Source organism: Lactococcus ileimucosae (assembly GCF_943193185.1).
GTDB lineage: Bacteria > Bacillota > Bacilli > Lactobacillales > Streptococcaceae > Lactococcus > Lactococcus ileimucosae.
In genome coordinates, this window is the sequence record NZ_CALPDE010000003.1 from 85,602 (window position 1) to 98,266 (window position 12,665).

The following is a 12,665-nucleotide window of genomic DNA, read 5'->3' on the forward strand; positions in this document are numbered from 1 at the left end:
AAGAAATAAGAACCGTTTACAAAATTATCTGCTTATCTTTTCTTTCTTCAAGGAAATGCCTTAAGGCCTGATCATAGATAAATTCGACTTGTGATAGATCACAGAACTGGCGTGCTCCAACTAGAGCATAGAGTTTCACCAGCTCATCTTTCCACTGACTAAACAGTTCATCCAAGGCTTGGGAGCCTTCAGCTTTAAGCACAGATAGGACGTAGCCGGCAGAGCTTACGAGAGAGGCCCCCAAAAGTTGTGCTGCAAGAATATCCATTGAAGAGGACACACCTCCCGTAGCAATTAAGGGTTTATTGTTTTTGGCCAGTTGAGCTTCTACCAGACTTTCTGGACCTGTGAAGCCGTAATGGTCTAGGTTTAGAGTAGTCTGCCCTCGCTCACGTTCTATCCAAGCAAAGTTCGTCCCTCTTTTACCGCCAATATTAATTCCTGCTACAGCTGTTTGGCTGAGCTGTTTGAACATCTTTTGGCTCATGCCAAAGCCGACTTCTTTGACCACAACAGGGACACCCAAGTTTTCGGCAATATCATTGATATTTTCAAGCCAGTAAAAAGAACGATCTCCTTCACTGTCTTTCATGACTAACTCTTGACCCGTATTAATATGGATTTCTAAAGCATCAGCAGAAAGCATTTCAACAGCTTTTTGAGCATTTTCCAACGAATGCCCTGCACCTATGTTCGCAAAAATAAACCCTTGAGGGTTATACTGGCGCACTTGACGAAAGCCTTCTTCCAGCTCAGGATATTTAAGGGCAATTGACTGTGAACCAACAGCCATAGCAATATTTTGACTGGCAGCGATTTCGGCAAGCTCTAAGTTGAGCTTGTTTCCTCTTTTTGAGCCGCCTGTCATAGCTTCTATGTAAAAAGGATATTCAAACTTATGTCCAAAAAGAGCAAGAGATAAATCAACTTCTTTTGTGGAAATTTCAGGTAAACCGTTCGGAACCAAACGCAGAGCAGATGAAAACTCAGAACGGCTCCGCCCTTCCTTCCAGTATTTTAAGGCAAGTGACAAATGCTCATCTTTACGATGACTATGTATTTCTTTACTCATTTACTTTTCCTATCCTTGCTTTTTCAAGCTTCATTCCCTCTGCTTCAAGGACCGCCCTTAATTCAGCTATGTTCTCCTCATGTTCTGCAAAGAGAATGATATTTTCACCAAAACCAGCACCTGAAATTTTCCCGGCCAATTCTGGACGACTATTAATAATATTCAAGGCTAAGGCAAGTTGCTCTGTCATGTAGCCTTTGGGCTGAGTATTTATAAGAAGAAGTTGATTTTCTAAAAGCTTCTCTTTAAAAAGAGCAAAGTCCTGCATATCAATAGCTGTACTAATCTCAATAACGAGTTCATCACTCTTTTCAAAGAACGCCTCAGGCAGCTCTTGTTTTAATTTTTCTCCTGTTTTAGAAGATTGATCGGTTTGTACAACATAAGGCTGCCAGGGAATATTTATGGGAAGAACACGCTGATGGTTTTCATAAAAGATACTTCCACCATACATAATAGCTGCCACATCCCCTCGTGAACCGCTCCCTTGTACATCGTAATGCGCTTGTCCAGCAAGACGAAAACGCTGTTCAAGTGACAAGTTTAAACGAAAAAATTCATTAAGCGCATTGACGACACCCACGACAACACAGGCGGATGAGCCATAGCCTTTTTTATTTTCTCCAAGACCCAGCTCGCTTTGGATTTCAAGCTCAAACTCTTTGTTCAATCTGACTTCCTTTCGGACATATTCAATCGCCGTCATGACAAAATTCCACGGCCCCGTTCGTTCAGGCTTAAAATTTTTCATTGAAAAAGCATAGTCTGGCATATCAACATTGGTTCGTAAGAGACTGAATTCTGTCGCTGCTGTAATGCTGACTTGAAAATCACTTTCTAGACTAGTGACCAGTGCCAAGCCACCTGAGCGAGTAACTGCATATTCTCCCGCAATAAAAAGCTTTCCAGGAACATCTATCTTACAAGTATTCAAGACCACCTCCAGCATGTGCAACGTCAAAAGTAATTTCTGGGAAATTCACGCGGAATTTTTCTAAAAGTATCTTCTCTGTAGCTTTATCCGTAATAATTTTCACATTAGGTCCGGCATCAATTGTCACGAAAGCTAAGAGCCCTGACTTATAGCATTCTTGCGTAAAGGCAATGATACGCCGTGTATCCTCTATAAAATAATCAAAAGGTTCTGCACATAAACGGTTTTGTTCATGCATGCCTAAAGCATTGTCTTCCGCAAGGCGGCCTATTTTTTCAATATCTGCTTGGCGAATGGCTACTTTCATTTCTTCCAGTTGACCTGCTGATTTTTCTACCCAAGAACGATAGGTTGGTGCGGTTTGCGCGAGCTGCATCCCTTGTGTTGAAGGCATTTTCTTTTGCGCGCTTGAAATCTCTGCTACAAGCATTGACAGGTGAATGTCTTCATCATAAAAACTCTCCGCATAAGAAGATGCATCATCCTCGCCCTTATTCCAGACCGCAAAATTTCCAAAAAGCGAGCGTGAAGCTGAACCAGAGCCACGACGAGCAATGCGAGACATTTCGGTCAAATCTTCCGGCAATTCTAAGAGCCTAAACATTGCACCTGTTAAAGCCGCAAAACTTGATGCCGATGAGGCTAATCCTGCTGCAGTAGACACATGATTTTTCGAAGTCACTAAGACACCAGGAAAATCACCATATTTTGCGCGGAGCATGTCTAAGAAATTATGCACCCGTGTTGCATCTGCAGTTTGTCCATTTAAGACCAGTTGATCCTGAGCAGAAAATGCGACTGAAGTCGTTGTGTAAAACCGATCCAAAGTCATTGATAATGAACTCGTTGTCGGAATGTTTAATGCCACGTTCGCTTTCCCCCAATATTTAATCAAGGCAATATTCGTATGCGCTCTTACAGTAATTTCATTCATTTTATTTTTCCTCTTGTAGGGATTAATCTCTCTCATTATAACAAAGGTACTGAAATTTAGCCATTTGTTATTTTTTCCCTTATCTCAACTTCCGCGGATTTTAAAGGAAATACGCAAGTTGCTGTGGTTCTTCCCTCTTTTTCTTCTCCTAGATAAAGAAAAAAGAACAGGAAAAAAGGATTACCACTGGCTGCGCACTGTGTGTATAATCAACTGTTCTGATTTGTTGTTTTAATTTTTGTTGAATGAGAAAAGATATAGCGCATGTGTCCTCTATTTTACCACTGTAACGTTACAAGGGGCATGGTTAACAACATAGGCTGTAGTTGAACCTAAGGTCATTCGCTCAAAATAATTTGCGCCCGTCGCTCCCATAACAATCAAATCACTTTTCTGCTCCGTCGCAAATTCTACAATTTGTTTTTTAGGAAGTCCAACAACTACAAAGATTTGACTTTTCACAGTATCTTTTACCACATCCAGAGCTTCTTGTACAATCATTTCTGAAGCTCTTGTATAGCGCTGTTTAGGGATAGGCAAAGCATGACCGTATAATTTCCCATCATCTTGTACTATCAAAATAGAAAGTTCATCCTCGTTCGCTTGAGCAATTTCCACTGCCTCACGAAGTGCCTTGTATGCATTTTCTGAACCATCTACTGGCACTAAAATGTTTTTATATTTCATCATGATATTCCTCCATCACTTTGCTTATATTATAATGCTTTCTAAAGACAAATGAAAGCGCCACGCTTTATAAATAGATGTACTTCAACAGTTAGGACAGTTCAGCGACTAAGGGCATTGTCTATGAATAACGTTCCATTAAAACCTTAAGGCATTTTGAAATAAAAAAACCTAACAGCATTTTGAAACACTGTTAAAAATGCAGCCGTCAAGTGCAAAAAGTGAGAACATGACCAGCACCAAGCACTTAGGACGCTTTTTATTTTGCCATTTTTACGTTATAATCTCCCTATGGCAAAGAGGATTAATTACCCTTAATGCCATCTAGGTTATCAAGGGTACAATACGACACACTCTCGCATCATACTCGACCACGGGGGAGGTGTTGCCTATGGTACATTTGATAAAGGATACAAGCTTTGATAATAGCTATTGCGGTTGCAGTTTCTATAATTCTTAGTGCAGTAGGAACTCTTGCTGTTCGTTTAGCAGTGGCTTACAGTATAAGAAAAAACGCTAACCGTAAAGGAAAGCGTTAATCATTGTAAGTACTCGACCTAGTGAGGGAGTAGTTGGCGCTACTCTCTCTTTTTATGTACTCATTCTACCATATTTTAGTAATTTTTTAAAAAAGTTATGCTTATCACTTTGCAAAGTTAGCTCTATTCTTACCGTTACTATGTTTAAAACTTCCTAAGGATTGGTTGAAAAATCAACATAAAAAGCGGAATTTCACCGCCTTACTGTTTAAAAAGAGTAAATCCACGTGTTTTTCGCTCCATTTTTCAAAAGTTTTTGGCTGATATGGATGGCATCTTTTTCATTAGAAGCCAGAGCGACCATTACTCCGCCTAAGCCAGAACCCGTGAGCTTAGCTCCCAGTGCGCCATTTCTTAGGGCTGTATCCACAAGAGTATCCAGACGTGGATGCGACACACCAAGGGCTGAGAGATTTTCATGGGCTTGATTCATCACTTGCCCAAACTCCTCCAATTTATTGGTCATCAAAAAATCTTTTGATGCTTTAGAAAGGCTCCCCAGATTCTCAATATATTCTTGAGCCTTTACCTTGTTGTCAGATAACTTTTCTCTTACTATACTGATAGCCTGACTTGTAAAACCATGTACTCCTGAGTCTCCGATAACCAAATGACCTGAAAGCTTCAAGTCAAAGGGTTCCGCTGTTTGTCCCTTGATAAACCAAAGAGGCGAATCAGAATTAACGGTTGCCACATCAATACCCGATGAGCGCCCGTGTGTGATGTTCTCTGAGAAATTAGCAAAAGATAAAAGAGTCTTATCCGTTAGCTCTGTATCAAAGAAATCATAAAAAGCACGTGTGATGGCTGTTGCCAAAGCAGCGGATGCCCCCAAACCACGACCCAGAGGAATATTGGAATCTACTTCCAAGGAAAAAGGAAGCTTTACAGACTGAAATTTCTCTAACAGACGTAAAATAAGTTGGCGTACCCCCTCAAATTCGTCTCCCAACACATCTAATCGACGACGAGATTCATTATTTTCAATATATTGTCCGTATTTGATAGAAGAAATCGTAACCGTTGTTTTCAAAATCTTGACAGGAAGCGCAATGGCAGGCTGCCCATGGACAACTGAATGCTCCCCAATCAAAATTAATTTAGCATGAGCTGTTCCTGTGCCCATTTTATTTGTAGTCATAACTATAAATTCTCCATTAAGGTACACAAAGGTACTTGACAATTTTATAAAATTTGAGAGTGAAAATCAAGTGGCAATTCCTTTTTAAGAAAATCTTTAGGGCAAATGGCGGCTTTGTCCTCTCTTTTCCTAAATTTTAGAAAAAAAGTTATAATGAAGCTATGGAAAATTTACGTTTGGCACTTGAAAACATGGAGATTGTTACTTTGGATGCAGCCATTAAATACAGTGGTTTAAGCAGAGAAGAGGTTCTTGATTTTATCCTTGACAATCCTCAGCTAAGGATTTTTGATGAGACAAATCAGCGCTGGATTAATGAAAATGTGGACGGACACTGTTAAGCATAGTCAGAACTGTTCAGATAAAAAATTTATCCAAAATCAGTAAAAATCGCTCTATTCTTCTCTGTTGAATGGAGCGATTTTTACTTTTTAAAATTTTTTTATAAGTCATGATATTGCGCATAAAGCTCTTGGCGCACCAAGTTCCGCTCTTTGGCAATTTGTTTAATGGCCACATTGGGCTTTATACCTTCTTCAACTAGACGAGCAACGGCCTCCAAAGGGGAAGTTTCTTCAACCCCCTCAATCTCTACCTCACCGCTAAAACCCGAAACGATAATCAAGCATTCTCCTTTTATCGGTTGTTCTTTCAATGAGGACAAAATTTCAGAAATTTTTCCGCGCCGGTATTCTTCATAGATTTTGGTCAATTCTCTGACCAGAGTCACTTGGCGATCGCCATAAACCTGAAGTATATTCTCTAAAGTTTCTGCCACACGATAGGGGGATTCATAAAAAATCTGTGTTTCTGGATAAGACCGCTTCATTTCCAAAAACTTTTTCTGTTCTCCCTTTTTGCGTGGTAAAAAGCCATAAAAAATATGAGGCTGAGGCACCAAACCTGAGGCGATAAGCGCTGTAATACCTGCGGAAGCGCCCGGGAGAGCAATGACATCAATATTCCGTCTAATAGCTTCAACAACCAAGTCATGACCAGGATCCGATATCGAAGGCATTCCTGCATCGGATACCTGAGCTACTGACTTTCCTGACAAAAGAAAATCCAGAATCTTGGGAATTTTCTCAAAGGAATTATGTTCATGAAAAGATTCTTGTGCAACTTTGATCTCAAAATGGTTTAAAAGTTTTTGAGTATTGCGCGTATCCTCACTTGCTACCACGTCCACACTGCGCAATGTTTCCAGAGCACGTAGGGTCATATCCTGCATATTTCCAATAGGCGTGGGCACCAAGTAGAGTTTTCCAGCTTTTTTTTCCCCTTTGAAACTTCTTTGTATATTGATCATCTGTATAAAAGCTCCAAACAATCCAAGCAATTCTCGCCATCTTGCAAACGTTCAGCATAATGTAAATGGCACACATGAAAGCCTTCATTAAAAATTTGAATAAGATTTGGATTAGGCTCATTTTTTGATTTTGAGCTAGCTTTTCCTTCTTTCTTCTCGACATGAGCCAAACGCTCACGTAGCTTTTCATTTTCCATGCGAATTGTCGCATTTTCTCTTAACGATTCATCAAGCGCATCACGTACTGCTGAGATCTGGCTCAATGTATAAGCTAAACTTTCTTCTAATAATCCAAGTTGCACATAAATCTCATTCTTATCAATCATTGTTTCCCCCATAAATCACCTAGATATTAAGATTTTTTACATCTCAATCTCTGAAATATCAAACTCTTTTATCGTATGCTCAAGCTGTAGCTTAATTTTATTGTTCAAAATATTCAATCCGATAACTTTTCCTTCACCTTGTGCAGTCGTAATATGCTCACCAAAATCAGGGAAATTTTTTCGTGCTTCCCGGTAAAACTCGTCTTCATAGGACAAACAACACATCAAACGCCCACAGAGCCCATTGAGCTTGCTTTGTTTCAAAGACAAGGACTGATTTTTAGCCATCTTAATTGAAACATTAGGAAATTCGTAGATAAATTCAGAACAACACAGCGGACGTCCACAAGGACCCACTCCTCCATAAATCTTTGCAGCATCACGCGCACCAATCTGTCTGAGTTCAATACGTGTACGGAAAGTTGCTGCCAATTCTTTCAGTAACTCTCGAAAATCCACTCTGTTTTCCGACGTAAAGGACACAAAAAGCTGACTCTGATTTAAATTATAAGCTGCGTTTGTAACCTTCATATCAATACCATGAGCAGCAACAATTTGACGAATTTTAGCACATGCTTTCTGCGAAAGTTCCTCCGTTGTTTCAATCAACTCCTTGTCTTCTTCTGTTACTGCACGCACAATTTCCCCCGAAGTGTCCACCTCACTTCCTTCCGGCAGTTGCTTTATCACACGCCCGTGACATTTTCCTTTTTCATTTTGGATAATGACTTGAGTTCTGGGCGTAAACGCTTCGCAGCCACTGACAAAGGTATTCTGTTCCCCATGCGTAAACTCTATTTCATAAATCATAGTATTTTCTTCCTATTTCAGTACTATATATTCTAGACAAGCTCCGAAGCGAACATTACTTTTCCACATCTGTTCTGCCTGAAAAGTGTTTTGAAGCTTTTCAGACAATTTCTCCTGATTAAAAAGTTCTAAGAGCAGTGAAAAAATAAGTTTCTGCTTCTCTTTTTCCTCAACATTCTCCACTACATTTGAAAGATAAAGAAAGGCTTCTCTCTGATCGGTTCTTATTAATTTTATCAGCTGTTGTAATTTATTGAGAGTCTCAGTAAACCAGGAGGCACCTGCTATCTCTTGGGCCTCTTCAACAGAAGTGCAAATTCGTCCAAGCAATTCTGCCTGTGTTTTTAAGATACCACTGTTTTCCAGAATTTCCTGCATATAAGCGCTGTTCTTCGGAAAGCTAAAGACTTGTGCCCGCGACTTTACCGTGGGTAAAATCAAATTTTCGTTTTCTGTCAACAAAAAAACATGGGTTGCATTATCTGGTTCTTCAATGGACTTAAGGAGAGCATTCGCTGCATTACTGTGCATTTTTTCTGCCTCGGTAATGATCACTACTTTTTGACTTCCCTCAAATCCAGACTGGCTAAAAACCTCTGATAAATCGCGAATCTGACTTGTCTTTATAGTTTGCCCTTCTGGACGAATGATGTGCAAGTCAGTAAACTCTTCCATCGCGACTAAACGACAATGTCGGCACGCTTCACAAGGTAGACCCCTCTTTGGATTTTCACAAAAAACCGCTTGGCTCAACCATAGCGCCATATCAAAACTGCCAAAACCACCACTAAACAGATAAGCATGACTCAACTTATGCTTTTGCAAAATATGTTGAAAGCGTTGATAAAGCATGGGTTGGATTTCTGCGATTTTCATAGAAACTCCTTAATTTTGAATTTTTATTACAAGAAAAATCTTTTTTTGATAGCTTTTAGCGTATCTGCAACAACTGTGTCAATATCTTGACTTGCATCTATTGTGACAAATCGTTCTGGTTCATTTTGCACAATTTCTAAGTAACCTTGTCTGACTTTACGATGCATTTCAGCACGCTCCAAGTCAAGGCGGTTCAGCTCATCCGTTCTGTTCTTCATGATTCGCTCCAGCGCAATATCTGTATCAATATCGAAATATAATGTTAAATCCGGTTTAAGACCGTCTGTTGCAAACGCATTAAGCCAATTTACAGGTTCAACGCCAAGCGCACGTCCATAACCTTGATAAGCAACTGAAGAATCAATAAAACGATCGACAAGCACAAGTTTTCCTGCTGCAAGAGCCGGTAACATTTTCGTTTGCATGTGCAGCCGCCTTGCCGCAGCAAATAACATCAGTTCCGTCTTGCTGTCAATTTCTGTATTCTCTGTGCTAAGAATTATATTGCGAATTTCTTCTGCCACACGTACTCCGCCTGGTTCCCGTGTTGCAAGCACTTCATATCGTGATTTTTCTAGTTCAGGAAGTATTTTTTGTAAAACAGTTGTTTTACCTGCTCCATCTGGACCTTCCAAACTAATAAGTATTCCGTTCATAACTTATATTATAGCAAAAAAGCAAGGAAGTTGCTTTTCTCCAAGTGCCCTGTTAGCTAAAATCCAGAAACGAATTTTTGTACTTTTTCAGCTGTAATTTGCTTGACTAACTTCCCCAAAATCTGAATCGTATATCAAGCCTCTTAATGTTACTTGGAAGATTATTGTGACAAACTCTATGCAAAAAATCTTATTTTGTAAACATTTTTTACCATATAAGTTTCTTATTTTACAAATGATTTCGCTTTTGTAAAATTTCTATATTATGGACATCTTTACCTTGCTATACTACTGTAATAATTGTATAATGAGAAAAGCAATTAATATTAAATACATCTAAGCGAAAGGATTATCATGAAAAAAATTCTTGTTGTTGACGACGAAAAGCCAATTTCAGATATTGTTAAATTTAATCTCGTCAAAGAAGGGTATGAAGTAGTCACTGCTTTTGATGGTGAAGAAGCTCTTGAACTCTTTGAATCAGAAAAACCAGACCTTATCTATCTTGATTTGATGTTGCCAAAAATTGATGGCCTTGAAGTCACACGTCAAATCCGTAAGACTTCTGAGGTTCCAATTTTGATGGTTTCTGCCAAAGATACAGAGTTTGATAAAGTTATCGGTCTTGAACTTGGCGCAGATGATTATATTACGAAGCCATTTTCAAACCGTGAATTGCTGGCCCGCATTAAGTCAAACTTGCGGCGAATTACAAACATGCCTGTAGAACAACCCAAAGATTCTAAAAAAGAACTGGTTATCGGTACTTTGCGTATCAATCCTACACACTATGCAGCCTACAAAAATGAGAAACAGTTAGATCTCACGCATCGTGAATTTGAGTTGCTTTACTATCTTGCACAGCATCTTGGTGAGGTAATCACACGTGAAACGTTGCTTGAAACTGTCTGGGGCTATGACTATTTTGGTGATGTCCGTACTGTTGACGTTACCGTTCGCCGCTTGCGTGAAAAAGTTGAAGATACACCAAGCCGCCCACAATACGTATCTACACGTCGCGGTGTTGGCTATTACATGAGCGAACCACATGAATAAATTCTTTAATTCGATAGTATTGAAAGGAGTAGTGATTCATCTACTTCTTTTTGGCATTTTTGAGATAATGAACAGTACATATTATCTTAGTGATACAAAAGCCCTCTTACTGTTTTTTATTTTTTACATTGTTACTCTGAGCTTGCTTATCTGGTACCTCAGCAACTTAGCACAGACTGCAAATAACATTTCCAATCAAGTTGATAATTTTCTAAATAATAACTATAAGAATCTCCAAAAATCAACGGAAAATGATGAACTCTCTACAGCTTATAATAAATTAATCATGCTCGGACATGAAATCGAAGATCGACAAGAACATCTCGAAAATCAAAGAAACCAACTGGAAAGCATTTTGACCTACCTTGTCGATGGTGTCATCACCACGGACAGACATGGACATATTAATTTGGCTAACCATGCAGCTCTAAATTTACTTGATCAGTCGAATGATGGTATCCTCGGAAAAGAACTGATAGAGATATTAAAAATATCCGACAAATACTCTTTTCACGACCTGCTTCAGGAAGAACCTGAACTGATCTTAAACACTGTAAACTGTGAAGGGGCAAGTGTTATTCTTCGTGTTAATTTCATGCTTTTTCGAAGCGAATCAGGCTTCATCTCTGGTATCATAGCCGTTTTGCATGACACAACTGAACAAGAAAAGACCGAACGAGATCGCCGCCTTTTTGTATCTAACGTTTCTCATGAATTACGAACACCTTTAACTTCTGTCAAGGCTTACTTGGAAGCACTAAACGATGGAGCACTGGCTGACCCTGACTTAGCGGCGAGTTTTGTTGACGTGTCTCTCAATGAAACAGACCGTATGATTCGGATGATTGGCGAGCTGCTAGAACTTTCACGCATGGATCAAGACAAAGTCAAACTTCATACTGAGATTATAAACTATGTTGACTTTATCAACTATATTCTTGACCGTTTTGATAAAATCATCGAAAAAAATTATAGCAACTTCAAAATTAAACGCCAGATACCTCGCCAAGAAATTTGGCTTGAGATTGACACTGATAAGCTCTCGCAAGTTATTGACAATATTATTAACAATGCCTTTAAATATTCGCCAAATGGTGGCACTATAACTGTAACGGTATGGTGTAATAACAATAAAGCATTTACCTCTATTGCTGACCAAGGTATAGGGATTCCTAAGCCTGCTTTGTCTAAAGTTTTTGATCGCTTTTATCGCGTAGATAATTCTTCTCGAAACAGTCAGATTGGTGGTACTGGTTTAGGACTGTCTATTGCCCATGACATTATGAAACTGCACAAGGGCGATATTCAGGTCACTTCTGACGGCAAAAATGGCTCAACTTTCACTCTGTCTTTCCCCTACAGTGATGAAATCAATCAAGAAAATAATGACTGGGAGGATTTTGCTGAATGAGCAAGGAAGCAGCATTTAAATATTCAATTTTAGCCTCTGGAAGTACTGGAAATTCTTTTTACTTAGAAACACCTCAAAAGAAAATCCTCGTCGATGCGGGACTATCTGGTAAAAAAATAGAAAGTCTTTTAAGAGAAATTGACCGTGATATCAAGGACATCGACTCCCTTCTCATCACACATGAACACGGTGACCATATCAAAGGGATTGGGGTTCTTGCGCGGAAATACGGTATCCAACTTTACGCCAATGAACTGACTTGGCAAGAGCTGGACAGTAAAAATTCATTGGGAAAAATCCCGCATGAACAAAAACATGTTTTTGAAATGGGAAAAACTAAAACTTTCGGTGACATTGACATTGAAAGCTTTGGTGTCAGCCATGATGCTATTGCCCCTCAGTTTTATCGTTTTATGAAAGACAATAAGTCCTTTGTTTTGTTGACCGATACAGGTTATGTTAGTGATCGGATACGAGGAACAATTGAGAATGCAGATGCTTATCTCATGGAAAGTAATCATGATATCGAAATCCTTCGTATGGGCGGCTATCCTTGGAAAACAAAACAACGTATCCTCAGTGATCAAGGGCATTTGTCCAACGAGGACGGTGCTGAAGCAGCCTTTAGGGTTCTAGGAAACAAGACAAAACGTATCTTCCTCGGTCATCTTAGCTTGAACAACAACATTCAAGAGTTAGCCCACATGACTATGGACGGGTTTCTTGCTCAACATGATGTGGATACTAAACGTGATGTACATATCATTGACACCAGTCATGAGCATGCAAGCAAACTCTATGATATTTAAGATAAATCCGGTATTCCCCTAAAGAGGAAACTCAAAAATCGTTCAGTCAAGCCTTTCTTTAGGCTAAGATTGAACGATTTTTTTGCTGTTGAGTAAGATTAAGGG

General features: G+C 39.3%; 14 protein-coding genes. 4 read left to right on the top strand and 10 right to left on the bottom strand.

Annotation, left to right across the window (positions count from 1 at the left end; genetic code table 11):
• Positions 1–16 precede the first annotated feature (16 nt).
• The 5 genes from fni to mvk all read right to left on the bottom strand — a co-directional run bounded on the left by fni (position 17) and on the right by mvk (position 5,307).
• Positions 17–1,072 (bottom strand): type 2 isopentenyl-diphosphate Delta-isomerase, encoded by a 1,056-nt coding sequence (gene fni, locus NFR51_RS02415; protein WP_251712164.1) that lies wholly within the window; start codon positions 1,070–1,072, stop codon positions 17–19.
• Positions 1,065–2,006, bottom strand: coding sequence for a mevalonate kinase family protein (locus NFR51_RS02420; protein WP_251712165.1), 942 nt, complete (start codon positions 2,004–2,006; stop codon positions 1,065–1,067). The genes fni and NFR51_RS02420 overlap by 8 nt, the downstream gene beginning before the upstream one ends.
• Positions 1,993–2,940, bottom strand: a complete 948-nt coding sequence (gene mvaD, locus NFR51_RS02425) for a diphosphomevalonate decarboxylase (protein WP_251712166.1) — start codon at positions 2,938–2,940, stop codon at positions 1,993–1,995. The genes NFR51_RS02420 and mvaD overlap by 14 nt, the downstream gene beginning before the upstream one ends.
• A 273-nt stretch (positions 2,941–3,213) precedes the next feature.
• Positions 3,214–3,627 (bottom strand): universal stress protein, encoded by a 414-nt coding sequence (locus tag NFR51_RS02430; RefSeq protein ID WP_338147365.1) that lies wholly within the window; start codon positions 3,625–3,627, stop codon positions 3,214–3,216.
• A gap of 747 nt (positions 3,628–4,374) precedes the next feature.
• Entirely contained in the window at positions 4,375–5,307 is a 933-nt protein-coding gene (mvk, locus tag NFR51_RS02435; protein WP_251712168.1) for a mevalonate kinase, read from the bottom strand.
• A gap of 161 nt (positions 5,308–5,468) precedes the next feature.
• On the opposite strand from mvk, the gene NFR51_RS02440 reads away from it, so the two are divergent.
• Positions 5,469–5,648 (top strand): hypothetical protein, encoded by a 180-nt coding sequence (locus tag NFR51_RS02440; protein WP_251712169.1) that lies wholly within the window; start codon positions 5,469–5,471, stop codon positions 5,646–5,648.
• Positions 5,649–5,749: 101 nt separating this feature from the next.
• Here NFR51_RS02440 and rsmI read toward each other — a convergent pair whose 3' ends face one another.
• From rsmI to tmk, 5 genes are read right to left on the bottom strand one after another with little or no spacing between them, the layout of a single operon-like run.
• Entirely contained in the window at positions 5,750–6,616 is an 867-nt protein-coding gene (rsmI, locus tag NFR51_RS02445) for a 16S rRNA (cytidine(1402)-2'-O)-methyltransferase (RefSeq protein ID WP_251712170.1), read from the bottom strand.
• The gene (locus NFR51_RS02450) at positions 6,613–6,954 is read right to left on the bottom strand and encodes a DNA replication initiation control protein YabA (RefSeq protein ID WP_338147364.1); all 342 of its coding nucleotides are present in this window, start codon (positions 6,952–6,954) and stop codon (positions 6,613–6,615) included. The genes rsmI and NFR51_RS02450 overlap by 4 nt, the downstream gene beginning before the upstream one ends.
• Before the next feature lie 24 nt (positions 6,955–6,978).
• A complete protein-coding gene (gene ricT / locus NFR51_RS02455; RefSeq protein WP_251712171.1) occupies positions 6,979–7,752 on the bottom strand; it encodes a regulatory iron-sulfur-containing complex subunit RicT in 774 nt (257 codons plus the stop codon).
• A 12-nt stretch (positions 7,753–7,764) separates the two neighbouring features.
• Entirely contained in the window at positions 7,765–8,628 is an 864-nt protein-coding gene (locus tag NFR51_RS02460; RefSeq protein WP_251712172.1) for a DNA polymerase III subunit delta', read from the bottom strand.
• A 26-nt stretch (positions 8,629–8,654) separates the two neighbouring features.
• A complete protein-coding gene (gene tmk / locus NFR51_RS02465) occupies positions 8,655–9,284 on the bottom strand; it encodes a dTMP kinase (RefSeq protein ID WP_251712173.1) in 630 nt (209 codons plus the stop codon).
• Positions 9,285–9,638: 354 nt separating this feature from the next.
• Between tmk and yycF the strand changes: the two genes are divergently transcribed.
• From yycF to walJ, 3 genes are read left to right on the top strand one after another with little or no spacing between them, the layout of a single operon-like run.
• Complete coding sequence (gene yycF / locus NFR51_RS02470) at positions 9,639–10,340, top strand: response regulator YycF (RefSeq protein WP_202231237.1); 702 nt, start codon at positions 9,639–9,641, stop codon at positions 10,338–10,340.
• Positions 10,333–11,751, top strand: a complete 1,419-nt coding sequence (locus NFR51_RS02475) for an ATP-binding protein (protein WP_251712174.1) — start codon at positions 10,333–10,335, stop codon at positions 11,749–11,751. Before yycF ends, NFR51_RS02475 begins: the two co-directional genes overlap by 8 nt.
• Positions 11,748–12,560 (top strand): exodeoxyribonuclease WalJ, encoded by an 813-nt coding sequence (walJ, locus tag NFR51_RS02480; RefSeq protein WP_251712175.1) that lies wholly within the window; start codon positions 11,748–11,750, stop codon positions 12,558–12,560. The genes NFR51_RS02475 and walJ overlap by 4 nt, the downstream gene beginning before the upstream one ends.
• The last annotated feature ends 105 nt before the right edge of the window (positions 12,561–12,665 follow it).